The sequence below is a fragment of the Pusillimonas caeni genome, from assembly GCF_003545815.1.
GTDB lineage: Bacteria > Pseudomonadota > Gammaproteobacteria > Burkholderiales > Burkholderiaceae_B > Pusillimonas > Pusillimonas caeni.
The window spans coordinates 458,895-484,736 of sequence record NZ_PDUW01000003.1 but is presented as its reverse complement, the minus strand read 5'-3'; the positions used below and the strand labels follow the sequence as shown (position 1 = coordinate 484,736).

Annotated in this window: 25 protein-coding genes; 5 read left to right on the top strand and 20 right to left on the bottom strand. The window is 63.9% G+C overall.

Features of this window, described 5'->3' with window-relative positions; translation table 11 throughout:
* Positions 1 to 12: 12 nt before the first annotated feature.
* Genes tilS through cysS form a run of 4 tightly spaced genes read right to left on the bottom strand, consistent with a single transcriptional unit; the run spans position 13 to position 4,162 of the window.
* Positions 13 to 1,023: a tRNA lysidine(34) synthetase TilS gene (tilS, locus tag CSC67_RS09605; RefSeq protein ID WP_118994286.1), complete on the bottom strand. Its 1,011-nt coding sequence runs from the start codon at positions 1,021 to 1,023 to the stop codon at positions 13 to 15.
* 25 nt (positions 1,024 to 1,048) lie between these two features.
* On the bottom strand, positions 1,049 to 2,014 hold the full coding sequence (locus tag CSC67_RS09600; protein ID WP_118994285.1) for an acetyl-CoA carboxylase carboxyltransferase subunit alpha: 966 nt from the start codon (positions 2,012 to 2,014) through the stop codon (positions 1,049 to 1,051).
* Positions 2,015 to 2,064: 50 nt separating this feature from the next.
* Positions 2,065 to 2,700: a DNA-3-methyladenine glycosylase family protein gene (locus CSC67_RS09595; RefSeq protein WP_118994284.1), complete on the bottom strand. Its 636-nt coding sequence runs from the start codon at positions 2,698 to 2,700 to the stop codon at positions 2,065 to 2,067.
* A gap of 10 nt (positions 2,701 to 2,710) precedes the next feature.
* Positions 2,711 to 4,162 (bottom strand): cysteine--tRNA ligase, encoded by a 1,452-nt coding sequence (gene cysS, locus CSC67_RS09590; RefSeq protein WP_118994283.1) that lies wholly within the window; start codon positions 4,160 to 4,162, stop codon positions 2,711 to 2,713.
* A gap of 195 nt (positions 4,163 to 4,357) precedes the next feature.
* On the opposite strand from cysS, the gene CSC67_RS09585 reads away from it, so the two are divergent.
* The 3 genes from CSC67_RS09585 to CSC67_RS09575 all read left to right on the top strand — a co-directional run bounded on the left by CSC67_RS09585 (position 4,358) and on the right by CSC67_RS09575 (position 6,570).
* The gene (locus CSC67_RS09585) at positions 4,358 to 5,125 is read left to right on the top strand and encodes a tetratricopeptide repeat protein (protein WP_245220185.1); all 768 of its coding nucleotides are present in this window, start codon (positions 4,358 to 4,360) and stop codon (positions 5,123 to 5,125) included.
* Positions 5,126 to 5,291: 166 nt separating this feature from the next.
* The gene (locus CSC67_RS09580) at positions 5,292 to 5,801 is read left to right on the top strand and encodes a peptidylprolyl isomerase (protein ID WP_118994363.1); all 510 of its coding nucleotides are present in this window, start codon (positions 5,292 to 5,294) and stop codon (positions 5,799 to 5,801) included.
* Positions 5,794 to 6,570, top strand: a complete 777-nt coding sequence (locus tag CSC67_RS09575) for a UDP-2,3-diacylglucosamine diphosphatase (protein ID WP_118994281.1) — start codon at positions 5,794 to 5,796, stop codon at positions 6,568 to 6,570. The genes CSC67_RS09580 and CSC67_RS09575 overlap by 8 nt, the downstream gene beginning before the upstream one ends.
* Here the strand turns inward: CSC67_RS09575 and CSC67_RS09570 are convergent.
* From CSC67_RS09570 to CSC67_RS09560, 3 genes are all read right to left on the bottom strand, one after another.
* The gene (locus CSC67_RS09570) at positions 6,567 to 7,415 is read right to left on the bottom strand and encodes an undecaprenyl-diphosphate phosphatase (RefSeq protein WP_118994280.1); all 849 of its coding nucleotides are present in this window, start codon (positions 7,413 to 7,415) and stop codon (positions 6,567 to 6,569) included. The genes CSC67_RS09575 and CSC67_RS09570 overlap by 4 nt on opposite strands.
* Positions 7,416 to 7,522: 107 nt before the next feature.
* A complete protein-coding gene (locus tag CSC67_RS09565; protein ID WP_118994279.1) occupies positions 7,523 to 9,094 on the bottom strand; it encodes a TerC family protein in 1,572 nt (523 codons plus the stop codon).
* Between the two features lie 75 nt (positions 9,095 to 9,169).
* The gene (locus CSC67_RS09560; protein ID WP_118994278.1) at positions 9,170 to 9,961 is read right to left on the bottom strand and encodes an inositol monophosphatase family protein; all 792 of its coding nucleotides are present in this window, start codon (positions 9,959 to 9,961) and stop codon (positions 9,170 to 9,172) included.
* A gap of 58 nt (positions 9,962 to 10,019) precedes the next feature.
* Between CSC67_RS09560 and CSC67_RS09555 the strand changes: the two genes are divergently transcribed.
* Positions 10,020 to 10,823: an RNA methyltransferase gene (locus CSC67_RS09555; protein ID WP_118994277.1), complete on the top strand. Its 804-nt coding sequence runs from the start codon at positions 10,020 to 10,022 to the stop codon at positions 10,821 to 10,823.
* Between the two features lie 22 nt (positions 10,824 to 10,845).
* Here the strand turns inward: CSC67_RS09555 and CSC67_RS09550 are convergent, their stop codons facing one another.
* Positions 10,846 to 11,637 carry a mechanosensitive ion channel family protein gene (locus CSC67_RS09550; protein ID WP_118994276.1) on the bottom strand — a complete coding sequence of 264 codons (792 nt, stop codon included), beginning with the start codon at positions 11,635 to 11,637 and terminating at the stop codon, positions 10,846 to 10,848.
* Positions 11,638 to 12,009: 372 nt separating this feature from the next.
* On the opposite strand from CSC67_RS09550, the gene CSC67_RS09545 reads away from it, so the two are divergent.
* Positions 12,010 to 14,853 carry an EAL domain-containing protein gene (locus CSC67_RS09545; RefSeq protein WP_167752825.1) on the top strand — a complete coding sequence of 948 codons (2,844 nt, stop codon included), beginning with the start codon at positions 12,010 to 12,012 and terminating at the stop codon, positions 14,851 to 14,853.
* Positions 14,854 to 14,949: 96 nt separating this feature from the next.
* Here the strand turns inward: CSC67_RS09545 and CSC67_RS09540 are convergent, their stop codons facing one another.
* The 12 genes from CSC67_RS09540 to CSC67_RS09485 form a co-directional block, all read right to left on the bottom strand.
* On the bottom strand, positions 14,950 to 15,663 hold the full coding sequence (locus CSC67_RS09540; protein ID WP_167752824.1) for an ABC transporter ATP-binding protein: 714 nt from the start codon (positions 15,661 to 15,663) through the stop codon (positions 14,950 to 14,952).
* Positions 15,653 to 16,408: an ABC transporter ATP-binding protein gene (locus CSC67_RS09535; RefSeq protein WP_118994273.1), complete on the bottom strand. Its 756-nt coding sequence runs from the start codon at positions 16,406 to 16,408 to the stop codon at positions 15,653 to 15,655. The genes CSC67_RS09540 and CSC67_RS09535 overlap by 11 nt, the downstream gene beginning before the upstream one ends.
* Positions 16,405 to 17,436, bottom strand: a complete 1,032-nt coding sequence (locus CSC67_RS09530; RefSeq protein ID WP_118994272.1) for a branched-chain amino acid ABC transporter permease — start codon at positions 17,434 to 17,436, stop codon at positions 16,405 to 16,407. Before CSC67_RS09530 ends, CSC67_RS09535 begins: the two co-directional genes overlap by 4 nt.
* Positions 17,433 to 18,299 (bottom strand): branched-chain amino acid ABC transporter permease, encoded by an 867-nt coding sequence (locus CSC67_RS09525; protein WP_118994362.1) that lies wholly within the window; start codon positions 18,297 to 18,299, stop codon positions 17,433 to 17,435. Before CSC67_RS09525 ends, CSC67_RS09530 begins: the two co-directional genes overlap by 4 nt.
* A 210-nt stretch (positions 18,300 to 18,509) precedes the next feature.
* Entirely contained in the window at positions 18,510 to 19,700 is a 1,191-nt protein-coding gene (locus CSC67_RS09520) for an ABC transporter substrate-binding protein (RefSeq protein WP_118994271.1), read from the bottom strand.
* Positions 19,701 to 19,753: 53 nt separating this feature from the next.
* Positions 19,754 to 20,710 (bottom strand): PDR/VanB family oxidoreductase, encoded by a 957-nt coding sequence (locus tag CSC67_RS09515; protein ID WP_118994270.1) that lies wholly within the window; start codon positions 20,708 to 20,710, stop codon positions 19,754 to 19,756.
* Positions 20,711 to 20,787: 77 nt separating this feature from the next.
* A complete protein-coding gene (locus CSC67_RS09510) occupies positions 20,788 to 21,837 on the bottom strand; it encodes an aromatic ring-hydroxylating dioxygenase subunit alpha (protein WP_118994269.1) in 1,050 nt (349 codons plus the stop codon).
* A 104-nt stretch (positions 21,838 to 21,941) separates the two neighbouring features.
* Positions 21,942 to 22,466 (bottom strand): MarR family winged helix-turn-helix transcriptional regulator, encoded by a 525-nt coding sequence (locus CSC67_RS09505; RefSeq protein WP_118994268.1) that lies wholly within the window; start codon positions 22,464 to 22,466, stop codon positions 21,942 to 21,944.
* 102 nt (positions 22,467 to 22,568) lie between these two features.
* Positions 22,569 to 23,279, bottom strand: coding sequence for an ABC transporter ATP-binding protein (locus CSC67_RS09500; RefSeq protein WP_118994267.1), 711 nt, complete (start codon positions 23,277 to 23,279; stop codon positions 22,569 to 22,571).
* A complete protein-coding gene (locus tag CSC67_RS09495) occupies positions 23,276 to 24,004 on the bottom strand; it encodes an ABC transporter ATP-binding protein (protein WP_118994266.1) in 729 nt (242 codons plus the stop codon). Before CSC67_RS09495 ends, CSC67_RS09500 begins: the two co-directional genes overlap by 4 nt.
* On the bottom strand, positions 24,001 to 24,915 hold the full coding sequence (locus CSC67_RS09490; RefSeq protein ID WP_118994265.1) for a branched-chain amino acid ABC transporter permease: 915 nt from the start codon (positions 24,913 to 24,915) through the stop codon (positions 24,001 to 24,003). The genes CSC67_RS09495 and CSC67_RS09490 overlap by 4 nt, the downstream gene beginning before the upstream one ends.
* On the bottom strand, positions 24,912 to 25,790 hold the full coding sequence (locus CSC67_RS09485; protein ID WP_342447673.1) for a branched-chain amino acid ABC transporter permease: 879 nt from the start codon (positions 25,788 to 25,790) through the stop codon (positions 24,912 to 24,914). The genes CSC67_RS09490 and CSC67_RS09485 overlap by 4 nt, the downstream gene beginning before the upstream one ends.
* Positions 25,791 to 25,842: the final 52 nt, after the last annotated feature.

Below are 25,842 nucleotides of genomic sequence, written 5' to 3'. Positions count from 1 at the left end.
AAAGAAAACCATTTATTCTACCAGCACGCGGCCCCGGACGCAGCGAATGAGCGCATCGCCGTGCTTGAGCCGCATCTCGCGGTCATGGCCCAGCGCATGCAGGCCGCGCATCTGCCGCATCAGTTCGCGCAGGCGCGCATCGGTCGGCATGCGAAGGCCCAGGCTCGCCAGCCAATGCCTCAGGACCAGCGCCTGCCGCGCTTCCGAAAGCGCTCGCCAGCGCGCCAGCGAAAAGCTGCGCCCGTCCTCCGACGGCTCGAGCCCCGCCAGGTCTCGCGCGGCCACATCTTCCAGCACCTGCGACATTTCGCGGCTTTGGCGCGCATGACGCGCAAGGGTGGCCTGCCAGCCGGGCCAGCGGTCGTCCAGCTGCGGCGTGAGGCGTTCGCGCACCGCCGAGCGGGTGTAGCGGTCTTCGGAATTGGTGGGATCGTGCACCGCCCTCCAGCCCGTCAGACCGCGGAACTCTTCGGCCAGCAGCAGGATCTGCGCCCTGCTCACGTCCAGCCACGGCCTGAGGTAGACGAGGCCGTCCCTTTGCATCTGCGGCGCCATGGCGCCCAGGCCCAGCGGGCCGGCGCCGCGCAGCAACCGCAGCAGGACGGTCTCGGCCTGATCGTCGCGATGATGCGCCAGCAGCACATGCTTGACTCCGGCACGCGCCGCCAGCGCCGCCAACGCTTGATAACGCGCCGTCCGGGCGGCCGACTCGATGCCGTCGCCATGCGAATGGTCGACCGCAATGCGCGCGCTATGGCATGGGACGGCAAGCAACTGCGCCAGGTCGTGCACCTGCTCGCGCCAGGCGTCGGCGATTCGCTGCAGGCCATGATGGACGTGAAGGAAATGCAGGGTGATGCCGCGCTGCCCGGCCACCGCTGCCGCATGCGCTGCAAGCATGGTGGAGTCGGCGCCCCCGCTGACCGCCACGCCCAGTGCATCGGGAGCACCGTCCAGCGAGGCGATCGCCTGGTCTACGGCCGACAGCAGGGCCGGCGAGCCGAACGGCAAGCCATATGGCACGCCGTATCCCGGCGGGGAAGATGGATCAGGCACGAGCCTCTTGGTAGCGGCCGTAGGTCATGAGCCGCTCCAGGCGCTGGTCAATGAGCTGCTGGGGCGTCAGGCCGGACACTTGGCGCAGGGCGTCGGACAAGGCGCGGCCGAGCTGGCGGGCCATGACGACCGGATCACGGTGGGCGCCGCCCACCGGCTCGTTGACCACGCGGTCGACCAGGCCCAGTTCTTTCAGCCGCGGCGCGGTGATGGCCAGGGCCTCGGCGGCGACCGAGGCCTTGTCGGCGCTGCGCCACAGGATGGACGCGCAGCCTTCGGGAGAAATGACCGCGTAAGTGGAATACTGCAGCATCATGACCACGTCGCCCACGGCGATGGCCAGCGCGCCCCCCGAGCCGCCTTCGCCGATGATGGTGGAGATGATGGGCACCTTGAGTTCGGCCATGGCGTACAGATTGTGGCCGATGGCTTCGGACTGCCCGCGCTCTTCGGCCCCGATGCCGGGATAGGCGCCGGGCGTATCGACGAAGGTGAACACCGGCAGGCTGAATTTCTCGGCCAGCCGCATCAGCCGCAGCGCCTTGCGATAGCCTTCCGGGCGGGGCATGCCGAAATTGCGCATCGCACGCTCTTTGGTGTCGCGGCCCTTCTGGTGGCCGATCACCATGCAGGGCGTACCCTGGAACCGGGCCAGCCCGCCGACGATGGACAGATCGTCGGCATACATGCGGTCGCCGTGCAGTTCGTGGAAGTCGGTGAAGATCTCGCGCACGTAGTCCAGCGTGTAGGGCCTTTGCGGATGGCGCGCCACCAGGGCGGTCTGCCACGGCGTGAGCTTGGCGTAAATATTCTTCGCGAGCGTCTGGCTTTTTTGCTGCAAGCGCCCGACCTCGTCCGAGATGTCGACGGCCGAGTCCGCCTGCACGAAACGTAGCTGCTCGATCTTGTTCTCGAGTTCGGCCAGAGGCTGCTCGAATTCTAGGAAGGTATTACGCATAAGAGCTTGTTGTCCGGTAGGAAAAAACGCAAGTCGGTTCGGGTCGGCGGTTACTTGGGGGCGACGCTGAGGCTGCGCCACAGATACCAGGTGGCGACGGTGCGCCAGGGCGCCCACGCCTGCGCGACCTCGCGGGCCTCGAAGCGGGAAACGGGCTCGCCGCTGAAATAGTGTAGCGAAATTGCCTTGAGCAGGCCGACGTCGTCCAGAGGCAGCACGTCCGGACGCTGCAGGCTGAAGATGAGAAACATCTCGGCCGTCCATCGACCTATGCCCCGTATGGCGCACAGATCGGCGATGACGGCCTCGTCGTCCATGCCTGCCCAGGCGGCCGGGCGCAGCTTCTTTTCGGCAAAGTGCGTGGCCAGGTCGACGATGTACTCGCACTTGCGCCGCGATAGCCCCAGCTCGCGCAACTCGTCCAGCGAAATGGCCGCCACCTTGGCCGGAGCCGGGCGGCGTCCGCAGCGCTCGGTGAAACGCGCCCAGGTGGCGTCCGCCGCCTTGGTGGACACCTGCTGCCCCACGATGGCGCGCGCCAGAGTCATGAAAGGCGTCGAAGAAGTGACGAGCCATTCGGAGCGGTGCTGGGGAATGACTTTCTTGAGGATGCGGTCGCGGCGCATGAGCTGGGCCGATGCTTCGTCCCAGAAATCCGGCTTGTCGATTGTAAGAACGTCTACCATGCCTGTCCCTTTATATCCGACGCCATTGGGTCGCGCCGCCCGCCTTGTCCTCGAGCTCGACGCCCGCCTCGCGCAGCTGCTCGCGGATACGGTCGGCCAGGGCGAAGTCCCGCGCCTGCTTCGCGGCGGCGCGCTCGTCGATCAAAGCCTGGATGGCGTCCGACGCCAGTTCGTCGCCCTCGGCGCCCGCGCCCAGGTAGCGGCTGGGCGACTGCAGATAGCGCTCGGGGTCGCCCTGAAGCAGACCCAGCACGCCGCCCAGCAGCCGCAACAGCGCGGACGCTTGGCCGGAGCGCGTGCGGTTGGCCTCCGAGGCCAGCTCGAACAGGACGGCCACGGCGCCCGAAGTGTTGAAGTCGTCGTCCATGGCGTTGCGGAAGGCCTGGGCGGAGGGATGACTCCAGTCGAGGACGTTATCGGGATCGGGCGGGACATTGTGCAGCGCCTGGTACAGGCGGTCGAGCGCGTGCTGGGCGTCGCGCAAATTGTCCGGCGTGTAGTTCTGCACGCTGCGGTAATGATTGCGCACGATGAAGAAGCGCAGCATCTCGGCTTCGCGGGGGTTGGCGTCGTACGAGGGCTCATCGTCGGCAAGCGACCCCGGCAAGGCCACGGTTTCGCGTATGGTGCGGAAGTTGCCGAGCGACTTGGACATCTTGTCCGCATCGACCATGAGCGGCCCGCAATGCATCCAGACGTTGGCCAGCGTTCCGCCGAAAGCGCCTTCGGTCTGCGCGATCTCGTTCTCGTGGTGGGGAAACTTCAGGTCGGGGCCGCCGCCGTGGATGTCCAGCGGCAGGCCCAGCAAGGCCTTGCTCATGGCCGAGCACTCGATGTGCCAGCCGGGGCGGCCCAGGCCGTAGGGGGACTCCCACTTGGACTCGGGCGGCTCGTCCTGCTTGGCCGACTTCCACAGCACGAAATCGAGCGGATCGCGCTTGGCCGAGGCGACCGCCACCCGCTCGCCGGCGCGCAGATCGTCCAGCGATTTGCCCGAGAGCTTGCCATAGCCGGGAAACCGGCGCACGGCGTAATTGACGTCGCCGTCGTCGGACTGATAGGCCAGGCCGTTGTCCTCGAGCTTGGAGATGATGTCGAGCATCTGGCCGACGTGTTGCGTGGCGCGAGGCTCGGCATCGGGAGGGGCCACCCCCAGGGCGCGTTCGTCCGCGTGCATGGCGTCGATGAAAAAGCTCGTGACCTCGTCCATGCGGCGGCCCGTCTGCACCGCCCTGCGGATGATCTTGTCGTCGATGTCGGTAACGTTGCGCACGTAGTCGACCCGATAGCCCGTGGCGCGCAGCCAGCGCTGCACGACGTCGAAGCTGACCAGCATGCGCGCATGGCCGAGATGGCAGAAATCGTAGACGGTCATGCCGCACACATACATACGGACGCGGCCCGGTTCGACCGGCGTAAACGGCTGTTTGTCGCGGGAAAGAGTGTTATAAATGTGCAGCATGCCCAGTCAAAAGAAATAATCCGTAAAGCGCGCGCCCTGCCCAGCCGCCCTGTCGCAGGCATGGGTACGGGGTGTCGGGCCTGGTTTTGTTCGAATCCCAACCAAGGCTAAAATGGCGGTCGATAAGTATAGCAAGTGCGCGATCGCGCGCACGCTGTACCGCCCGACCAACCACTGACCCATAGGTACCGGCCCGTGCATCAAGACATTCGTAGACTCCTGGCGATGGCGCTGTTGCTGGCCGGCACAACCACGGCTGCAACGGCCCATGCGCAAAGGGCTGCAAGCGGCCTGGCGCCCCATGTCGATCTGAACTCGTCGCTGACGGCGTCGGGCAAAGCCGGCGATGCCGGCGGTGCACAGCCGCTGGGGCCCGAGGTTGTCGTTTCCCCCCCTCCGGCGCCGGGCGAAAAGCTGTTCGACGACCCCCCGCCCAAGGAAGGCGGCTGGAAGGGTCTGGCGCGCCTGCTCGAAGCCGCCAGCCCCGGGGTCGATACGTCGATACCCATGACGCCGTCGCAGATTACCGACCGCATCTCCGCCATGATGGATGGCGGCCGCTATGCCGAAGCGCTTGACGTCATCGACCGCCGCATCGCCCAGCGCGAAGCCGAAATGGCCATGGCCAACGACGTGCAACTGCTTTTTTTGCGTGGACGCGCCCTGGCGGGCCTGGAGCGGCACAACGAAGCCATCGAGCACTACCTTAACATGACCACCCTCTTTCCGGAACTTCCCGAGCCCTGGAACAATCTGGCGGTGGAATACGTCAAGCAAGGCAAGCTCGACATGGCCCGCGATGCGCTGCAGATGGCGCTGTCCGCCAACCCCAACTATGCCGCGGCCCAGGCCAATCTGGGCTGGGTCCAGCTGATGCAGGCGCGCCGCTCCTTCGAAAACGCCAAGGGCGCGCCGGGGGCCGGCAAGGCCGCCCAGCAAACCTCTGAAATCCTGCGCCGCTAAGAACGCGCCTCTCGACTGTCTTCACGCCATGCCTCTTTCATCCCTGATCCATCGCGTCCTGATTCCATCGGCACGCATTTCCGGTCTGTTTGTTGCCGCCGCCCTGGCCTTTGGCCCGGCGGGAGCGTCGCAGGCCGCCTCATCCACTTCCACAGAAGGCCAATCCATGAGCACCACTCCACGCGTAAAACTCCAGACCAGCATGGGCGACATGGTCATCCAGCTCGATGCCGACAAAGCGCCCAAAACCGTCGACAACTTCCTTACCTACGTCAAGGAAGGCTTTTACGACGGCACGGTCTTTCATCGCGTCATCAACAACTTCATGATCCAGGGCGGCGGCTTCGAACCCGGCATGAAGCAGAAATCCACCCACGAAGCCGTTGAAAACGAAGCCAACAACGGCCTCAAGAACGACCGTTACACACTGGCCATGGCGCGCACCAGCGATCCCCATTCGGCCACCGCGCAATTCTTCATCAACGTCTCCGACAACGACTTCCTCAACTTCACGTCGCCCACGCCCAATGGCTGGGGCTATGCGGTGTTCGGCAAGGTGGTCGAGGGCACCGAGGTCGTCGACCAGATCAAGGGCGTCAAGACCGGCACCAAGGGCTTCCACCAGGACGTGCCCGCCCAGGACGTCATCATCGAGAAAGCGACCGTCGTTGAATAGCATCGCCCTGCCGGGCACGGTGTGGCTGGCGTCGGACATGCACCTGGGGCCGGCGACACCGGGCACCCGCGACGCCTTCCTGCGGTTTCTCGATCAGGCATGCGCCCAGGCGGATGCCTTGTTTTTATGCGGCGACATCTTCGATGCCTGGATCGGCGACGATCTGGCCCTGGAGTCGCCGCCCGCATGGCTGCGTGAAATACTGGACGCCCTTGCCCGGGCCGCCGCCTCCCTGCCGCTGTGGCTGGGCCGGGGCAATCGCGACTTTCTCATCGGGCGCGCCTTGACGGAACGCCTGGGCGCAACGCTGATGGAGGGCCCTGTCTGCCTCGATACGGCGCAGGGGCGCATACTGGTCAGCCATGGCGACGAATACTGCACGGCCGACGTGGGCTATCAGCGCTTCAAGCGCATCGTGCATACACGGTGGATCCAACGGGCTTTCCTGAGCCTGAGCCTGGCACGGCGCCAAGCGATCGCCGACTGGGCGCGCCGCCGCAGCATGGCCTCGCACGCCGGAAAAACCTCCGAGATCATGGACGTCGCACCCGAAGCGGTCCTGCGGGCGTTCCGCCGCAGCGGGGCGGCGGCCATGGTGCACGGCCACACTCACCGTCCCGCCGCGCACACCCTCCAGGTCGACGGCGCGTCGCGCCTGCGGGTGGTACTGCCCGACTGGGATTTCGACCACGGCGCCGGGCGTGGCGGCTGGGCGGTGATCGACGGCCGGGGCATACGCTTGCAGCACCTGTCTCGGGACGGCGTCTAGCGCAGGTAAAGCCAGGCAAGCACCACCATTCCCAGCCCGATGCGATACCAGGCAAAAGGACGATAGGTGTGGCGCGCAACGAAATTGAGCACTGCGCGGACGACGAACAGGGCGCTGACGAAGGCCGCCACGAAACCGATCACGATGCCGATCAGTTGCTGGTCGGACAGAACGCCACCGTGCCTGTAGAAATCGTAGACTGTGGCGGCCAGCATGGTGGGCATGGCAAGAAAGAACGAAAACTCCGTCGCGGTCTTGCGCTGTATGCCCGCCAGCATGCCGCCGATGATGGTCGCGCCCGATCGTGAAGTACCGGGCACCATGGCCACGCATTGGGCGAACCCGACCACCAGCGCCTGTTTCCAGGTGATTTCTTCGAGGCTGAACGCCGAGGCGTGCTGCGAAGCGACCGTTTCGTCGGCGTGCTTGGCGTAGTGCGGCTTGCGTTCGACCCATAGCATGATCAACCCGCCTCCCACCAGGGTGAACACGAATACGGCGGGGTTGAGGAACAGCGACTTGATGAAACCGATGGCCAGGGCGCCGATCACCGCCGCCGGAAGAAAGGCGATCGCCAGATTGCGCGCGAACATCAGTTCGCCGCGGTCTCCCGACAACATGCCGCGAGCCAGTTGCCAGAGCCTAGCGCGGAAGATCCACATCACGGCCAGGATGGAGCCGAACTGAATGACGACCTCATAGACTTTGTTGTCGCCGGACGAAAAATTGATCCAGTCGCCCAGAATCAGCAGATGAGCGGTGCTCGATACGGGGATGAACTCGGTAAACCCTTCGATAACGCCAAGAACCAAAGCCTTGAGATAAAACCACGCGCTTTCCGTCATAACCTCTCGCTAAAAAACCGGTTCCGCCGCAAAGACCGCGGAACCATCCGGGCCGCCCGCAGGGCGGCCTGATGAAAAAACCGTATGTGTCGACACGCGGACCCGGCCTAACCGGCGTCGTCGTTTTCGGGCTGGCTGTGAAGCGTTCGCTCGATGGCGACCGCGGCGATGCGCCTCCCGTCGACACGCTCCACGGTGAGGCGGAAGGACGCGTGCGGCTGCTCGAGCACGCAGCTGTCTCCCGCCGCGGGTAGGTGCCCGAACCGCTCGAGCAGATAGCCCGCCAAGGTGGAATAGACCTCGTCGTCGTCCACCAGCCCTTCGGCGTTGAGCACTTGTTCCAGATGATGCAGGTCGGCGGCGCCATCGACGCGCCAATGATCCTCGTCGATCTGGATGATATCAGGCTGCTCGTCTTCGTCCGGAAACTCGCCTGCGATCGCCTCGAAGACATCGATGGGCGTCACCACCCCTTCGATGGCGCCGAACTCGTCCGTGACCAGCACCAATTGGCCCTTGGCGCGCTTGAGCGTTTCCATGACCTTGAGGATGCCGATGGATTCGTGCACGATGATCGGATCGCGCAATCTGGACAGGCGTATCGTGCCGTGGGTGATCAGGTCGGCGATGAGCTCTTTGGCCCTGCCTATGCCTATGACCTCGTCCAGCGAGCCCCGGCAGACGGGAAAGAAGCTGTGCGGCGAGCCATCGAGCTGCCGGCGCAGCGTCTCGGTGTCGTCGTCCAGATTGAGCCAAGAGATGTCGTTGCGCGGCGTCATGATGGAATGAATGCTGCGGTCGGCCAGCGTCAGCACGCCGCTGACCATATTGCGCTCGGTGTCGCCGAACACCTGCTCGGGGATCTCTTCCTGGTGGGATGGCTGCTCGGGGCTGGTCATCGGCCGCTTGCCGAGCATGTACATGATGCCCTCGGCGGTGCGCTCACGCATCGGCCTGCGGGCCTCCAGGCGCCGTACGTTGCGGCGCGCCACCTGGTTCAGCGCCTCGATCAGCACCGAAAAGCCGATGGCGGCATACAGATAGCCCTTTGGAATCGCAAAGCCGAAGCCTTCGGCGACGAGCGAAAAACCGATGGTCAGCAAGAAGCCCAGGCACAGCACCACCACCGTGGGGTGAGCATTGACGAAGGTCGTCAGCGGCTTGGACGCGAAAAGCATGATGGACATGGCGATGACCACCGCGATCATCATGACGGGCAGATGGTCGACCATGCCCACCGCCGTGATGACGGCGTCGAGCGAGAACACCGCATCCAGGACGACGATCTGGGTGACGATGAGGCCGAAGCTGGCATGCAGGCGCTCGCCCGTGCCGTGTTCGTTGCGGCCCTCGATACGGTCGTGCAGCTCGATCGTGCCCTTGAACAGCAGGAAGAAGCCGCCGATGATGAGGATGATGTCCCGCCCCGAGAACTCCATGGGCCCCACGGAAACGAGCGGCGCGGTAAGCTTGATGAGCCACGACATCACGGTCAGCAGGCCCAGGCGCATCAGCAGCGCCAGCGAAAGGCCCATCACGCGCGCGCGGTCGCGCAGCTTGGGGGGCAGCTTGTCGACCAGGATGGCGATGAAGATGAGATTGTCGATGCCCAGGACGATCTCGAGGACGACCAGCGTCAGCAGGCCCACCCACGCCGACGGGTCAAGCATCCACTCCATCAACAGACTCCTTTATGCGGTATGGGCATCATAGAGGCTTTTGATCTCACGCACGTAACAGTGCGTTAGGCCCGGTCAACCTTGCAGGTGGGCGAGCATCTGCGTGAAGATCTTGGGGCTCGCGGCCAGCACGCTGCCCGACTGCATCCAGCCCTGCTCGCCCTCGAAGTCGGCGATCAGGCCGCCCGCCTCGAGTACCAGCAGGCTGCCGGCCGCCATGTCCCAGCGCTTGAGCCTGGCGCCGCAGAAGCCGTCGATGCGGCCGCATGCCACATAGGCCAGGTCGAGCACCGTCGCGCCCATGCGCCGCGCGCTGGCGCAGCCGGACAGCAACTCGGAAAAGCGCTCTGCCACGGTGAGGTCGCTGGCGGACCGGGGAACGTGGGCGCCGATGAGGGCGTCGTGGTAGCGGGTCTGGCCGGAAACGCGTATGCGGCGGTCGTTCAGAAACGCCCCGCCCCCGCGGCTGGCCGTGAACAGTTCGTTGCGGTTGGGATCGAAGATGACGGCCTGCGTGACCTGGCCTCGATGCGCCAGGGCGATGGAGACCGCGTATACAGGGAAGCCATGGATGAAGTTGGTCGTGCCGTCCAGCGGGTCGATGATCCATTGGAATTCGGGCACCGCGTCGGGCCGGGCGCCCGCGGCGGGATGGGCACCCGATTCTTCGCCCAGGAAAGCATGGTCGGGATAGGCCGTGCGCAGGACGTCGATGACGGCGTCTTCGACGGCGCGGTCCACTTCCGTGACATAATCCTTGGGTCCCTTGCGCGCCACCTGCAAACGCTCCAGATCGAGGCTGGCCCGGTTAATGATCGCGCCGGCGCGGCGTGCCGCCTTGATGGCGGTATTGAGCATCGGGTGCATAAAATTCCGTATTACTTGTAAACCGCCTATTTTAAATGACACAGGCAGATTGTTCTAAATGAGCCCTTTCCCCTCCGGCGACGGCGCCCCGCCCTTCGGACGCATCGAATTCATCATGGTGCACCCCAGCCACCCCGGCAATGTCGGCGCCGCGGCGCGGGCCATCAAGACCATGGGCTTCCAGAAGCTGCGCCTGGTGTCCCCGCGCCACGAGGACATCGTCAACCAGGCCGAGGCGCTGGCGCTGGCCAGCGGGGCAACCGACGTGCTGGCCGACGCGCAAATCCACTCCACGCTGGCCGAGGCCCTGGCCGGCAGCACGCTGGCCTTTGCCCTGACGGCAAGGCCGCGAGACCTCGGCCCCCTGGTATGCGACATACGCCAGGCAGCCGATGCCAGCCGGGCTCATCTGGCCGAGCACGGCGACGGCCGTGTCGCCATCGTGCTGGGCACCGAACGCTCGGGCCTGACCAACCAGGACATTGCGCTGTGCCAGCGCATCTGCCACATTCCCGCCAACCCGGAATACAGTTCGCTCAATGTGGCCCAGGCGCTGCAGCTGGCCGCATGGGAATTGCGCTATGCGCTCATCAGCAGCCAGGACCGGCCGCTGGTGCCCCGCACCGAGAAGCAGGCCGTCGCCCCGGGCAGCCTGCCCGCCGCCAACGACAAGGTCCAGGCCTTCATGGCCCATTGGCAGGAAGCGCTGGTTTCGATCGGCTTTCTCGACCCGCAGCATCCCAAGAAACTCATGCCGCGCATGCGGCACCTGTTTACGCGCAACGCGCTGTCCCAGGACGAAGTCGACATGATGCGCGGCGTATGCACGGCGATGATACGCGCCGCCAGCCCCCGCGATTGACGGGCCCCAGGGCCTGTTGGCCCTAGGCCGGCATCTTGAAGCCCGCCTGCTGCAGCCGGCTAGGCAAGTCGCGACGGACGTCGTTGAGCAAGGCCCCATAATCGTTCGCCGCCGCCCAGGCCTGAACGACGATCATGACGGTATTGACGCGATTTTCGCCTGCGAAGACGGCCGGGGCGGGCGCATCGAGCGCCAGCGGGTGGTTTTCGATCAGCGAGCGGGCAGTCTGCAGGGCCAGGCCGATGTCCTGGCCATAAAGAATGCCCACCTGGACCTCGACGCGCCGCGAGCCGTTGCGGCTGAAATTGATGATGGCATTGCCCCATACCAGGCTGTTGGGCAATGTGATCTGGGTACCGTCGGCCTGGCGGAAGCGGCTGAGAAACAGACCCACCTCTTCCACCGTGCCGTCGGCCTTGCCGACCACCGACACGGATTCGCCGGCACGCAGCGGGCGCAGGGCAAGCAGCATGATGCCCGCGGCAATGTTCTGCAAAGTGCCTTGCAGCGCCAGGCCGATGGCCAGGCCGGCCGCGCCCAGCATGGCGATGATGCTGGCGGTCTGTACGCCCAGCTTGGCCAGCACCGCGATGAGCACGATGATGCGTATGGCCCACACCGTGACCGTATGGGCCATCGGAACGACGGTGGGATCGACCCGGCTGGATCGGGCGGCCAGCTTGCGCACGGCCCGGCCGGCCGCCACGGACACCGCCCAGCCTATCGTCATGATCAGGGCTGCAACGATAAGCCGTATGACGATGGTTTCGATATGCGGGAACCACAAGTCCCAAAGGCTGAGTGTTTCGTTCATGGCTCTGTCGTTGATTGAATTTCGATGTCGGCACCCTTTGCGCAAAGATGATATCGTCTTCGGCGGCTGCACCGTAAGAATATTTATCCCCGGATATTGTGGATAAACTCATGGAAAAGCGGTTGATGAAGTAGTATTTTCTTTTTTTATCTAAAACTTGCCTGTATGTACTTCGAAATGCTCAAGACAAACATCCAAAAACCCGTAAACTAGCACCCTGAGCCGAGCAAACAAAACGTAAACATATTTACAATAATGCTACGGTTACCGAGCGCAGACTCGGCCTACAGGAGAATCCGGGCGATGGTGTGGCGCAAGGACGCTTTCAAGAGCATTTATGTGCGCATATTTTTTGTGATATGCGTTGCAGTCATGCCTTCGTTCGCAGGGTTGTGCCTCTACGTCTACGAGCAGCGCGGATATCTTACCGAGTACAGCACCGAAAACGCCGAGCGTTTCGTGCAGCTGGCCGCGCATGACGAAAGCTGGCTGTTCAGCAGCACTCGCGACATGTTCAAGGCCATTTCCCATATGCCCCTGATTATTGGGCAGAACTGGGCCCAATGCCATGACTACATGCGCGGCCTGCTCAAAGATCAGAAAAGCTATCACGATATCGGCCTGATGTCGGTCTCGGGACAAAGCCTGTGCTCGGGCCTGCATCCCCCTGAAGCATTGCGCGAAATCAATTTTTCCGACCGCGACTATTTCCAGCGCGCGCTCTATGAAACCGGCATCATCGTAAGCGACTATCACGTGGGAAGGATATCCGGCAAGCCCGTGATCCTGGTTGCAACCGCACTGCGCAAGGCCGACGGACAGCCATGGGCGCTGCTGTATGCCTCGCTGGACATCACCTCCATGGTCCGGGCCCGCCATGCCGCCCAGCATTCGAATGAATCGATCATTACCATACTGGACCGCAACGGCGTCGTCCTCAACAGCATACCGCCGCTGCCCAGCATCGAGATCGGCCAGGTGCTGGGCGATGTGCGGCTGCAGGAACTGCTGGCGCGCACCAAAGAAGGCTCCCACATCCTCAAGCGGCGTGATGGAAGCGAATGGCTGATCAGCCACGCCCGGACCGGTACCGACGAAGACCCGCACGCCCTGACCGTCATCTACCAGCATCCCACCGAAAAGGCCTTGGCGAAAATCTATCGCACCTTCTGGATAAGCGGCGCATTGGCCCTCTTGCTGGGCCTGCTGACACTGGTTCTGGGCTGGGTGGGCATACAGATGATCGTGGGCCGCAACGTCCGCTATCTGGCCGCCGCGGCAAAGCGCCTGAGCCAGGGGAAGTACGACACCCGCGTGACCAAGATGGTGTCGGGGCAGGAATTCACCGACATCGCCGGCCAACTGGACCACATGGCCAAGGCGCTGGGCCGCCAAGAGGCGCAATGGGAGCAATCCCTGCAGCGCCAGCAGGGGCAAAACAAGATATTGCAAATGATCGCCCAGAATCGGCCCCTGGACGACACACTGAGGACCCTAGCCCAAGTCACCCAGACCCAGATCGAAGGCGGCCTCGTATCCATCCTGCTGCTGGCGCCCGACGGCGTCCACGTGCAGTCGTGCATCGCCCCGTCGCTGCCGGACAGCTACGCCGAAGCGCTGAGCCAATTGAATTGCGAGAATGCGCTGGGCACCTGCGGCGCCGCCATGGTCCAGAATCGGGTCGTGGTCACCCCCGATATCGCCACCGATCCGGCTTGGGAGTCGATACGCGAATACGCACTCGACCATGATCTGCGCGCCTGCTGGTCCCATCCCATTCTCGCGGCCGATGGCAGGGTGGTCGGCGCGCTGGCCGTGTACTTCCGCAAGCCGGGGTCTCCAAGCATGGAAGACCTGCAGTTCAGCAAGATGGCCACCGAAGTCGCTTCGATGGCCATCGAGCACAACCGCCACCACGAAGCGCTGCGCTACCAGTCCCGCCACGACGTGCTTACCGGCCTGTACAAGCGCGAAGTCTTCACGACGCGCCTCGAAACCGCGCTCAATGACGCCGCGTCAAGCAGCCAGCGCCTGTATGTCGTGAACCTGACGCTGCACGGCTTCAAGGAAATCAACAGCACCTTCGGCCATCACGTGGGAGACGACTTGCTGCGCACCGTGGCGCGGCGCCTGCATAATCTCGTCGGTTCCAATGGAGACCTGGGCCGTTCGAGCGGCGACGAGTTCGCCCTGCTGTTCCGGCAAGGGGACCTGACCATGCCGATACGCGATCTGGCCCAGGAAATCCTCAACGAGATCCGCCGTCCCGTCGAACTCGACGGCACCGAGATGCAGATCAGCGCCAGCATCGGCATTGCCGAGTACCCGGTCGCCGGCACCGAAGCCGACGTCCTCATGCGTCACGCCGACAGCGCCATGCACCGCGCCGAGCGCGAGGGCAGCGGATTCGCCTTTTACGACGCCTCTCAGAACGAGCGCACGCCCAATCGCCTGCTGCTGTTGTCCGACCTGCGCCATGCCCTGGATTCCGACGAGTTCTTTCTGCATTTCCAGCCGCAGATCAACCTGCGCCGCCGCCGCACGGTCGGTTTCGAAGCCCTGCTGCGCTGGCAGCGTCCCGGAAAAGGCCTGGTTCCCCCCGGCCACTTCATGCCGGTCGCCGAATACAGCGACCTGATCCACCCCTTGACCCTGTGGGTGCTGGACAAGGCGCTGGGGCAATGCCGCCTGTGGCACAACAAGGGCCATCACGCCACCATAAGCGTCAACGTATCGGCGCGCAATCTCCTCAGCCAGGAGTTCCCGGCGCAGATCCAGAAGCTGCTGGCCCGCCACAACCTGCCCGCCCACTACCTCGAGCTCGAAATCACCGAAAGCGCCATCATGCTGGACGCCACGCGCTCGCTCAGCGTGCTGCATCGCATCCGCGCCATAGGAGTGCGCATCGCCATCGACGACTTCGGAACCGGCCACTCCTCGCTTTCGTATCTGCACAAGCTCCCGGTCGACAATCTCAAGATCGATCAGTCCTTCATCCGGGACATGGACAACGACAAAGAAAGCCAGACCATCGTCGACTCGATCATCGGCCTGGCGCACAACCTGAAGGTAAGCGTCACCGCCGAAGGGGTCGAAGACCAGAGAAGCCTGATGCGGCTGCTGCAGCTGGGCTGCGATTTCGCCCAGGGCTACCTCATTTCGCGGCCCATATCGGCGTCCGACGCGGACGCCTGGCTGGAAGAGAACCGATGTTGAGCCGATGAAATAAGCCTGGCGTGCGCTTTGGCAAGGCCCGGCGGCAAAAAAAATGCCCTGCCTGACGGCAGGGCATTTTTGCGCAAGGCGGGCGGGCTACGCTACCGCCACCAGGCGTTGAAGCTTGGCATCGTCGTCCAGGAGTTCCTGGCTGTCTGAATCGTGTACGATGCGGCCGCGGTCCAGAACGATCACGCGCTCGGTCAGTTCGAGCGCCATGCGGGCATGCTGCTCGACAATGATGACCGACAGGCCGCTTTCCTTGACCAGGCGGCCCACGACCCCCAGCAGTTCTTGAACGATGATGGGCGCCAGGCCCTCCATCGGCTCGTCGAGCAGCAGCAGGCGCGGATTGACCATGAGCGCGCGTGCGATGGCCAGCATCTGCTGCTCGCCGCCGGACAACTGGTTGCCCATGTTGTTGCGCCGCTCTTGCAGACGCGGAAACAGCTGGTAGATCTTGGGGACCGTCCATTCGCCGGGCCGGGCCACCACCGTCAAGTGCTCTTCGACCGACAGCGACGGATACATGTGCCGCTCTTGGGGCACCCAGCCCAGGCCGGCCTGCGCACGCTTGTAGGTGGTAAGGCCGGTAATGTCGGCGCCCTTCCAGAAGAGCTTGCCCTTGTGCAGCTGGGTCAGGCCCATCATGGTGAGCAGCAGCGTGGTCTTGCCCATGCCGTTTCGCCCGAGCAGGGCCAGGCTTTCGCCCTCCTTGATCGTGAGCGAGATGTCCTCGAGTACCACGGCCTCACCATAGCCCGCGGTGACGTGCTCCATTACGAGCAAATCGCTTCCTTTATTCGTCATGCGCTGCCTCGCCCAAATAGACTTCTTTCACTCGCTGGTCGGCCGAGATCTCGGCCGGCGTGCCCTCGGTCAGGACCTTGCCGCCCACCAGCACGGTAATGCGCTCGGCGAAGCGGAATACGAGGCCCATGTCGTGCTCGATGAACACGACCGTGACGTCGCGCGGCAACTGGGAGATCACCTCGAACAGTTCGGCGCTGTCGGTCGATGGAATGCCGGCGGCCGGCTCGTCCAGCAACAGCACCTTGGGCTTGGTGGCCAGCGCCAGGGCGATCTCAACCAGGCGCTGCTTGCCATAAGGCAGGTTGCGCGTGACGGTGTTGATGTCGCGGTCGAGGCGCAGGGTGGCAAGCAGCTCGAGCGCTTCGTCGATGGCCTTCTTTTGTTCGGCCACGGTGCGGAACCAGTTGCGATAGAGGCCGTCGCGTTCGCTGATGGCCAGCACGACGGACTCCAGCACCGTAAGCCCCTGGAACAGGGTGTTGATCTGGAAGGTGCGCGTCATGCCCATCTTGACGCGCTCGTGCTGCGAGCGCGCCGTGATGTCCTGGTCGCCGAAGAACACCTTGCCCGACGTGGGCTGCAAAGCGCCCGTGAGCAGGTTGATGAAGGTGGTCTTGCCCGCGCCGTTGGGGCCGATCAGTGCATGACGGCCGCCGGGCTCGAAGGTGAGCGAGATGTCGCTGTTTGCCTTGAAGGCGCCCCACTGCTTGGAAATGCCTTCGGTACGGAGAGTGGTATTCATGCCCGGCCTCCTGCGTTTGTTGCACGGGCGCGGCGCCGTTCACGCCAGGCGTCGACAGCGCCCAGAATGCCGCCGCGGCCCACCATGACGATGATGACCAGGAACAGGCCGATCCAGAACTGCCAGTACACCGGGTTGACGTTTGCGATCTGGTCCTGCGCAATCATGAACACCAGCGCGCCGATCAGCGCGCCATACAGACGGCCCGTGCCGCCCAGCACCAGGATGATGAGCAGGTCGGCGGAACGTATGAAGCCCAGGGAGTCCAGGCCGACGAACTGGGTCGTCTGGGCCAGCAAGGCTCCGGCGATGCCGGCGATGCCCGCGCCCAGGGTATAGACGGCGATGAGGCGGCGGTTGATGTTGGCGCCGATGGCGGGCATGCGCTTGCCGCCTTCTCGGATGCCGATGAGGCTCAGGCCGAAGGTGGAGCGCGCGATGCGGCGCACCAGCACGAACACGATGAACAGGACCGCGAAGCTGTAGAAGAAGCCCGTCTGGCCTTGCAGGTCGAACTCGAAGATGCCCAGCAGCTTCCACATCTGGATGCCCCACAGGCCGTCGACCCCGCCCGTGATGAAGGCGGCCTTGTTGGCGACTTCGTAGAGCATGAGGCAGATGCCCAGGGTGACCATCAGGCGGGTCAGGTCATGGCCGCGCACCACCAGGAAGCTGGTGAGAAAGCCGAATATCGCCGCCACGATCGCGCCCAGCAGCATGCCGCTGATGGGTTCGCCCCAGCCATGCACGGAAAGCAGGCCGGCGGTATAGGCTCCGAGGCCGAAGAACGCCGCATGCCCCAGCGACACGATGCCCGCATAGCCCAGGATGAGGTCCAGGGACAGGGCAAAGAGGCCGAGGATCATGATCTGGCTGGCCAGCACCAGATAGCCCTTGAACAGGAAAAAGGCGACGAAAGGCAGCAGCCAGAAAATGATTTCGTACTTTGTCCAGCTGGCGTTCGGCACGCGCGGCGCCGGCAGCTTGTCCGAGATGGACAGCGAGGATAATAGAGTTGATTTCGTCATGAACGCCTCGAGATGAGTCCGGAGGGGAAGAGAATGAGCAGCACGACCATCAACGCGTAAATGACGAACGCGCCCAGCGAGGGCACATAGTATTTACCCGCCACGTCGAAGACGCCCAGCACGATGGCCGCCAGCAAGGGGCCGCTAATGGTGCCGGCGCCGCCCACGGCCACGACGATCAGGAAGTACACCATGTACTTGAGCGGGAAGGTGGGGTCCAGGCCCAGCACGTCGATGCCCAGGCCGCCGCCCAGCCCCGCCAGCCCCGAACCCAGGGCGAACGTCAGGCTGAACACCCGGCTGACGTTGATGCCCAGGCCCGCGGAGGCTTCCTGGTTGTCGACCGAGGCGCGGATCTGCGCGCCCAGGCGGGTGCGCTCGATGAGCAGGAACAGCGCAGCCGTGACGACGACGACCACCGCGATGAGGAACAGGCGATAGACGCCCAGGCCCACGCCGAATACCGATACCTGGCCGCGCAGCCAGGAAGGCAGGTGAACCGGCTGTTGCGAAGGCCCCCATACATAGATGCCCGCCGCGATCACCATGAAGGTCAGGCCGATCGAGAACAGCACCTGGTCGAGGTGGTCGGCCTTGTACAGGCGCCGATAGAGAGTGCGCTCGAGCACGAAGCCTACCAAGGCGGCGCTGATGAATGCCAGGGGCAGGGTCGCCAGGAACGGTACGCCCAGCTGCCGCATCAGTTCGACGGCCACATAGCCGCCCACCATGGCGAAAGCGCCGTGAGCCAGATTGATGAAGTTCATGAGGCCCATCGTTACCGAGAGGCCGACACTGATCAGAAAGAGCAGGCTGCCGTAGGCGACGCCATCGAACAATACGCCCAGCAGGTTACCTAGCATGGCGGCCACCCTGTGCTCCAGCGGAACGCCTGTCCGCTTTCGGCATACGTATGCGGCATGATGAATTCACTCCCCATTGTTGAGATTGACTAAAAGTATCGAAACCGGAGTCGCTGTAACGAAGAACGGACATGCTCCGGGGGATGACGGCCGAACCGGGCCCGGAGCGATGTCTCGTCGTGATGCGCTGATGTAGCTCGGCCGGTAGGCTTAAACGCCTGGATCTTTGAATTGTGCGATTTTATCGAATTCGACGTTCCACATCTGGCCATCGACCTGCTCGGACCTGCGGATGTACACGTCTTGAACGATGTCGCGCGTGTCCGGATCTATGGTGACGGGGCCGCGGACACTATTCCAGGACAAGCCTTTCATGGCCGCCAATAGTTTATCGCCATTTGCGTCGCCGTTGGTCTTTTTTAAGGCTTCATACAGCAAATGCATGCCGTCATAGCCGCCCACGGAATGGAAATTGGGCCGGTGTCCGCCATTGTCGCGCTGGAAGCCCTCGACATACTCTTTGTTCTCGGCCGAAGGATGGGCGGCCGAGTAGTGATGGCTGCTGACCACGCCTTCGGAGACGGGGCCGATGCTGACCATGAGGTCGTCGTCCAGCACGTCGCCGGTGCAGATGAGGCGGATGCCGTCGTCGGCCAGGCCGCGCTCATTGAACTGCTTGAGCACGTTCGCGCCCTCGCCCGACGGCACGAACACGAACAGGGCCTGGGGCTTGCTGTCCTTGACCCGCTTCAGGAAGGGAGCGTAGTCGGGATTGAGCAAGGGCGTGCGGATGCTGGCGTCCACCTTGCCGCCGCCGGCCGTGAAGCTCTTGATGAACACTTTTTCGGCGTCGATGCCCGGGCCGTAATCGCTGACGAAGGTGATGGCGGACTCGATGCCGTTCTTCAGCGCCCAGTCGGCCATGGGAGCCGTGACCTGGGGCAGCGTGAAACCCGTGCGAACGACGTAGGGAGAGCGCTTGACGATGACGGAGGTGGCCGCGGCCATGACGATCATGGGCGTCTTGGCCTGGGTCGCGATGGGCGACGCCGCAAAAGCCAGCGGCGTCAGGCCGAAGCCGGCCAGCACCTGCACCCCTTCGCGGGTGACCAGCTCCTGGGCGATGCGCTTGGTGGCGTCGGGCGCAACACCGCCGTCGTCCTTGAGGATGACCTCGACCTTGCGGCCGGCGACGGTGTCGCCATGCTTCTTCTGGTACAACTTGACCGCTGCATCGATCTGGCGACCGGTCGAAGCGAACGGGCCGGACATGGGAACGATAAGGCCGACCTTGACCGGCTCGGCGGCGCGGCTGACCGAAGGCAGCATGCCGCCGGCGGCCATAGCCGCTCCGCCCAGTACCATTTGCCGGCGCTGGGCGTTCACGTTTCTACGGGACATCTGAGACTCTCTGAGGGGTGGCCCCGTCCGCGACGGGGCCCGTTGAAAAAACCTTAAATGTCGAGCACCAGCATGGGGCTCTTGGAGCGCGAGCAGCACGGCGTGAACTGGTCGTTGGCCTCGTGCTCGGCATCGGTGAGATAGAGATCGCGGTGGTCGGGCGTGCCTTCCAGCACCCGGGTCAGGCAGGTGCCGCAAACGCCTTCTTCACACGAGACGGGAATGAAAACGCCCGCATCGTCCAGCACCTGCGTGATGGGCTTGTCGGCCGGGATGGTGAAGACCTGGCCCGTGCTGGCGATCTTGACTTCGAACGAGGTGTCGCCGCTGGTGTCGACCTCGGCCGCGCCGAAGTACTCGAGATGCACGTGGTCGGACGGCCAGCCGGCCTGCTTGGCGGTGTTGACGACGAAGTCGATATACCCCGTGGGACCGCACACGTACAAATGGGTGTCGGGCTGGGGATTGGCCAGCAAGGGGGCCAGATCGAGCTTCTGGCTGTCGTCGCCGTTGTCGAAATGGAAATGCACCTTGTCGGCAAAGGACGACTTGCCGATCGCGTCGCGGAACGCCATGCGCTCGGGCGTGCGGGAGTTGTAGTGCATTTCGAAATCGGCGCCGATATGGCTGAGGCGGCGCGCCATGCACAGAATGGGGGTTACCCCGATGCCGCCCGCGAACAATAGCGTGCGCTTGGCCTGGACCAGTTCGAAATGATTCTTGGGCGAGCTGATCTGGATGGTATCGCCCTGTTTGATATCGTCGTGCACGGCGATGGAGCCGCCGCGCGACTCGGGATCGCGCAGCACGCCGATGACGTAGCGATGCTGTTCGGCCGAATCGTTGAGCAGGGAATACTGGCGAATGAGCCCGTCGCGAATGTATACGTCGATGTGGGCGCCGGCGCTGAAGGAAGGAAGAGGTTTGCCATCAACGCTAGCCAGCTCCAGACTGACTATCTCCTCGGCTTCCTGCACCTTATTGACTACTTTAACGGTGAGTTGACTCATTAGATATTCTATATTTGCGGTTCTACCCGCATTGCTGCGGGCCGGAATACCGGTCCCGCAATACGACGATATTGAAATCAGGCGGGCTCGGCGGTAGGTTGCTGCTGCTCGGCTTGCACCAGGCGATCCAGGATGCGGCGCGATTGCACGCCCCCCGTATCGATGTTGAGCATGAGCAGTCGGCGGTCGGGATTGGCCTGGAGATTGCGCTGCTGCGCCTCCAGGACTTCGAGATCCTCGGCGAATATTTTACCCTGTCCGTCGCGGATCGCCTTGGTGAGCTCTGGGTCGTTGGGTTTGAAGTTGCGCGCCATGCCCCAGAAGTACCAATGCGAGGTCTCGGTTTCGGGGGTGATGAAGTCCACCACGATGGCCGCGGCCTTGTGCGACCGGTCGGCCTCGAAGCCGCCCTTGCCCGCGTGCGCCACGCCCACGTCGATCAGAATGTGGCTGGGCGGCGTGAAGCGCGAGATCTGCCAGCGGTCGACCGGCACGTCGTCGGCCAGGTCGTTGTAGCGCAGGGCGGCGCGCCAGAACGGCGGCGCCATGATGTTTTCCATGAAGCGGCTGGTGACGACGGTGTCGCCCTCGACCTTGGTATGCACGGGGGATTCGTCGATTTCGTCCTGCCCGATGCTGGTCGTGTGCACATAGGTCTCATGGGTGAGATCCATGAGGTTGTCGATCATGAGGCGGTAGTCGCAATTGATGTGATACAGCCCGCCGCCATAGGCCCACTCGGGGCTTTCGGCCCACTCGAGATGAGGCAGGAGCGACTCGTCGGCCTGGGCCGGGTCGCCCGGCCACACCCAGATGAAGCCGTAGCGTTCGATCACGGGGTAGCTCTTGACGCAGGGGAAGCCGGCCACGCGCTGCATGGGCATGGACACCACCTTGCCGTCGCAACCCATGACCAGGCCATGATAGCCGCACACCAGGTTGCCGCCTTCGACGTAGCCCAGCGAAAGCGCCGCGCCCCGGTGAGGACAGAAGTCTTCGACCGCGCACACCTTGCCTTCGTGGCCGCGATAGAAGGCGATGCGCTCGCCGCATATCTGCCGGCCCAGCGGCTTGGATTCGATTTCGTCCGGGGTACAGGCTACGTACCAGGTGTTTTTCGGGAACATGATGGCCTCGCTGGAAAATTCACGTTCAGTGTACTGAACCTATAGCGAAATTTTACTGCACGCACATGCCAGCGCAAGCGGGGGTTTACCCTAGGTTTTGTAATCTAGGTCCCGGTTTCTTCAGGGGCGGGATGCTCTGCCGGAGGCGACGGCTTGCGACGCGAAAGCGGCGCCCTGCTTTTGGAATTGTTGATGTGCACCAGCTTTTGCAGCAGGGTCATGAACTGGGCTTCTTCCTCGGGGGTGAACCCTTCGAAAATGCGATGGTGCAGGCGCGAAATACCCGGCACGGTGCTTTGCAACAGGGCCCGTCCCGCGTCGGTGACATACAGAGCCCGCTGACGCCGGTTGTTGGGATCGAGGTAGCGGATGAGCAGCTTTTTTTCTTCGAGGCGGATGGCCACGCTGGCCGCCGTGGAGGTGTCGATGGCCACGAGCCCCGCCAGCGACACCTGGTCTACGCCGGGGTGCTCGACGAGAATGCGCAAAATCGCATACTGGATGGGCGTAATCTTGGCGCCCGGCTCGTCGTGGAAGATCGAGGCGGAAATCTGATGCGCCCGCCGCAGCAAATGCCCGGGTTGCGTATAGAGTTCGGTCGGGGCCTGGTCGGCTGCCTCTTTGCTCATTGAAATGTCTCGTTGTGCTGAAGTCGTGTTTATTCTAGCAACGTTCAGCATGACGAGACGCCATCACGCCAATGACCAATGCCGGCGGCCTTCACCGCGCGCTCAAAGCCCCAGGTAGGACTTGCGTATGCGCTCGCCGTGCAGCAGTTCGGAGCCCGAGCCTTCGGCCACCACCCGGCCCCGCTCCAGGATGTAGGCATGATCGCAGATGCTGAGCGCCTGCCGCACATTCTGCTCGACCAGCAGTACGCCGGTCCCGTTCTGCGAGACCTGCCGCAAGATGCGGAACAGCGTGGCCACCATGCGTGGGGCAAGCCCCAGCGCCGGCTCATCGAGCAGTATGCAGCGCGGCCGCCCCATCAGCGCGCGCCCCACCGCCACCATCTGCTGCTCGCCTCCGCTCATGCTGCCCGCTTGCTGTTCGCGGCGCTCGGCCAGGCGCGGAAACAGGGCATAGACGTCGTCCAGGGCCTGGCGCCGCTGGGCCGCCGTCATGAGGTATCCGCCCAGTTCGAGGTTTTCCTGCACCGTCATCTGGCCGAACAAATGGCGCCCTTCGGGCACCAGCACCAGCCCGCTCTTGACGCGCTGCGATACGCTGAGGGCGTTGATCGCTGCGCCGTCCAGCCGGATCTCGCCCTGCGCCACCGGCAGCACCCCCGCAAGCGTGCTCATCAAGGTGGTCTTGCCCGCGCCGTTCGGCCCCACGACCACGGTGAAGCGGCCTTCCTCGACCCGGATGTCGATGTTCTCGATGACCTGCAGCGCGCCATACCCGGCGGACAGGTCTCGGGTTTCCAGCAAGATACTCATGCGGCTTCCTCTTCGCCCAGATAGGCGTCGATGACTTTCTGGTCGGCGGCGACCTGCCCGGGCGTGCCGTCCGCAATGAGTTCGCCGAAATTGAGCACGGCCACCCGCTCGACGGTCTTCATCAATGTCTTGACGGCGTGCTCGATCCAGACGACGGTCAGATCGTAGTCGTCCCGCAGCCGCAGGATGAGCCGGGCCACTTCCTCGACTTCGCCTTCGGTCAGGCCGGCCGCCACTTCGTCCAGCAACAGCAGGCGGGGCGAGGTGGCCAGCGCCATGGCGATCTCCAGCTGCCGCTGCCGGGCCGGCGGCATGGCGCCCGCAATGTCGTTCTCAGCCTCGACCATGCCCACCGCATGCATCACCTGATCGATGAGGTCGATGCCCTGCCTGCCGCCGTTGCCGAAGGTGTGGGCGAAGCGCACGTTGTCGCGTACCGTCATGTCCGGAAAGATGCGCGGGGTCTGGAAGGTGCGCGCCACGCCCAGCTTGCAGAAATCATCGGGCGCCCTGCCCCGCATCGGCTTGCCGGCCACGTAGACTTCGCCCGCGGTGGGAGGAATGACCCCGCTGATGGCGTTGAACAGCGTGGTCTTGCCCGCCCCATTGGGGCCTATGATGCCGATGAATTCGCCGCGCCGCACGCGCATGCTGATGTTCGACAGGGCCTTGAGGCCGCCGAATTGCATGCCGACGCCATTCAGTTCGAGTATCAGGTCGCTCATCGCGCTTGCCTCCGCCCGAGCAGCCTGCCCCATTCGACCGCCGCGATGCCGCGCGGCATGAAGAGCACGCTCAGGATCAACAGGGTTCCCAGCAATATCAGGTAGAAATAGGGAAAATTAAGCCGCAGCACGTCGGACAGCACGCTGAGCGCCACCGCCGCGATCACCGGCCCGCGCAAGGTGGACGCGCCGCCCACCATCGCGATCAGCACGGTCTGGAAGCCGATCAGCGGGTTGAAGGCGGTATGCGGGTCGATGTATGTCCAGCGCACCGCCATGGCGGCGCCCACCGCGCCCGCAAAGGCAGCGCTGAGGGCAAAGCCCATGACCTTGATGCGGCGCGTGTCCACCCCGAAGGTGGCCGCGCGTTGCTCGTCCTGGCCGATGCCCCGCATGGCCAGACCCAGCCGCGAATCGGCCACGACCCTGAAGGCGACGACGGTGATGAGGGCCAGCGCCAGCACGGTCCAATACACCGCCTCGTTGGACGGCACGTCGATGATCACCCGGCCCACCGTTCCGAAGGCGCTCTTCTCGATGTAGGTGATGGTGTGCTTGACCAGCTCGCCCATTCCGAAGGTGAGAATGGCGAAGTACGTGCCGCGCAGATGAAGCACCGCGGCGCCCAGCACGGCGGCGAAGGCGGCGGACACGGCGGCGCCGACCACGATCAGCAGCGGCCAGGGCAGCACTTCGTAGCCCCAGGCGGTGGTGTAGGCGCCCAGGCCGAACAGGGCCGTGGACGCCAGCGAAAGATAGCGGGTGGCGCCGCTGAACATGGACCAGCTCACCGCCAGCACCACGTACATCAGGCAGGTCATCAGCAGCGATACCCAGAACTCCGGCAACAGCCAGGGGGCCAGGGCCAGCACCGCGCCGCTGACGAGGACGGCAGGTAGAAATGATTTCATTTGGCGAACAGTCCCTTGGGTTTGAAGATCAGCACCAGCACGAAGATGCTGTAGCTGAGAATCATCTTGAGCGACGGATTGGTGAAGTGGGTGCCGAAGCTTTCGACCAGCCCCAGCAGCATGGCCGCCATGAAACTGCCTCCGATGCTGCCCAGGCCGCCCAGCGTGATGACGATCAGCGCCATGATGGTGTAGGACTCGCCCACCGAAGGGGATATCTCGTAGATCATGCTAAGGAGCGAGCCGGCGAAGCCCGCCATCGCGATGCCCAGCCCGAAGACCAGCGGGTTCATGCGCGCCGAGTCGACGCCCACGAGCTGGGCGCCCAAGGGCGACTGCAGCATGCCGCGCACCGCCTTGCCGATCAGGGTACGCTGCAGCAACAGGATGAGGCCGATGCTGACCGCCACCGCCAGCAACAGCACCAGCAGCCGGTTCTGCGTCACGATCACGCCGCCGAATTTGACCGACTCATTGAGAAAGTCGTAGCCGTGCAGATCGGAACCCCAGATGAGGGTGGCCGCGTTCTGCAGGATGAACATCAGGCCGAAGCCGATGATGAGGCTGCGCTCTTCGACCTGGTCGAGAGAGCGCGCCCGCGCCGTGAGGCGCTTGAAAACAAGCCCGTGCAGGACGACGCCGAGCACGAAGCAGGCCAGCGTCACCACAGGCACGAACCACAAGGGATTGATCTGGGTGGAGGTGTGCAGGGCGAACATCACGAATGCGCCTATCATCAGGAATTCGCCGTGGGCGATGTTCAGGATGCGCATCAGGCCATACTGCAGGTTCAGGCCGATGGCCACCACCGCATAGATGCCGCCGATGACCAGGCCGTTCACGGCCAGGTCGGCAATCAGGGAAAGATTCATCATTCAGTTCCGCTTGTGTTCGCACCCGCCGCGCCGCAGGCTCAAGCCGGCCGGC

Excerpts from the sequence above, each read along its gene's own strand:
- CSC67_RS09540 (WP_167752824.1), bottom strand. The coding sequence starts at position 15,663 with ATGACGAATAAAGGAAGCGATTTGCTCGTAATGGAGCACGTCACCGCG.
- CSC67_RS09535 (WP_118994273.1), bottom strand. The coding sequence starts at position 16,408 with ATGAATACCACTCTCCGTACCGAAGGCATTTCCAAGCAGTGGGGCGCC.
- CSC67_RS09565 (WP_118994279.1), bottom strand. The coding sequence starts at position 9,094 with ATGGAGTGGATGCTTGACCCGTCGGCGTGGGTGGGCCTGCTGACGCTG.
- CSC67_RS09555 (WP_118994277.1), top strand. The coding sequence starts at position 10,020 with ATGAGCCCTTTCCCCTCCGGCGACGGCGCCCCGCCCTTCGGACGCATC.
- CSC67_RS09495 (WP_118994266.1), bottom strand. The coding sequence starts at position 24,004 with ATGAGCGACCTGATACTCGAACTGAATGGCGTCGGCATGCAATTCGGC.
- CSC67_RS09505 (WP_118994268.1), bottom strand. The coding sequence starts at position 22,466 with ATGAGCAAAGAGGCAGCCGACCAGGCCCCGACCGAACTCTATACGCAA.
- CSC67_RS09510 (WP_118994269.1), bottom strand. The coding sequence starts at position 21,837 with ATGTTCCCGAAAAACACCTGGTACGTAGCCTGTACCCCGGACGAAATC.
- CSC67_RS09600 (WP_118994285.1), bottom strand. The coding sequence starts at position 2,014 with ATGCGTAATACCTTCCTAGAATTCGAGCAGCCTCTGGCCGAACTCGAG.
- CSC67_RS09570 (WP_118994280.1), bottom strand. The coding sequence starts at position 7,415 with ATGACGGAAAGCGCGTGGTTTTATCTCAAGGCTTTGGTTCTTGGCGTT.
- CSC67_RS09490 (WP_118994265.1), bottom strand. The coding sequence starts at position 24,915 with ATGAAATCATTTCTACCTGCCGTCCTCGTCAGCGGCGCGGTGCTGGCC.
- CSC67_RS09500 (WP_118994267.1), bottom strand. The coding sequence starts at position 23,279 with ATGAGTATCTTGCTGGAAACCCGAGACCTGTCCGCCGGGTATGGCGCG.
- CSC67_RS09595 (WP_118994284.1), bottom strand. The coding sequence starts at position 2,700 with ATGGTAGACGTTCTTACAATCGACAAGCCGGATTTCTGGGACGAAGCA.
- CSC67_RS09550 (WP_118994276.1), bottom strand. The coding sequence starts at position 11,637 with ATGAACGAAACACTCAGCCTTTGGGACTTGTGGTTCCCGCATATCGAA.
- CSC67_RS09560 (WP_118994278.1), bottom strand. The coding sequence starts at position 9,961 with ATGCACCCGATGCTCAATACCGCCATCAAGGCGGCACGCCGCGCCGGC.
- CSC67_RS09530 (WP_118994272.1), bottom strand. The coding sequence starts at position 17,436 with ATGACGAAATCAACTCTATTATCCTCGCTGTCCATCTCGGACAAGCTG.
- CSC67_RS09545 (WP_167752825.1), top strand. The coding sequence starts at position 12,010 with ATGCCTTCGTTCGCAGGGTTGTGCCTCTACGTCTACGAGCAGCGCGGA.
- CSC67_RS09485 (WP_342447673.1), bottom strand. The coding sequence starts at position 25,790 with ATGATGAATCTTTCCCTGATTGCCGACCTGGCCGTGAACGGCCTGGTC.
- CSC67_RS09520 (WP_118994271.1), bottom strand. The coding sequence starts at position 19,700 with ATGTCCCGTAGAAACGTGAACGCCCAGCGCCGGCAAATGGTACTGGGC.
- cysS (WP_118994283.1), bottom strand. The coding sequence starts at position 4,162 with ATGCTGCACATTTATAACACTCTTTCCCGCGACAAACAGCCGTTTACG.
- CSC67_RS09580 (WP_118994363.1), top strand. The coding sequence starts at position 5,292 with ATGAGCACCACTCCACGCGTAAAACTCCAGACCAGCATGGGCGACATG.
- CSC67_RS09515 (WP_118994270.1), bottom strand. The coding sequence starts at position 20,710 with ATGAGTCAACTCACCGTTAAAGTAGTCAATAAGGTGCAGGAAGCCGAG.
- CSC67_RS09525 (WP_118994362.1), bottom strand. The coding sequence starts at position 18,299 with ATGCTAGGTAACCTGCTGGGCGTATTGTTCGATGGCGTCGCCTACGGC.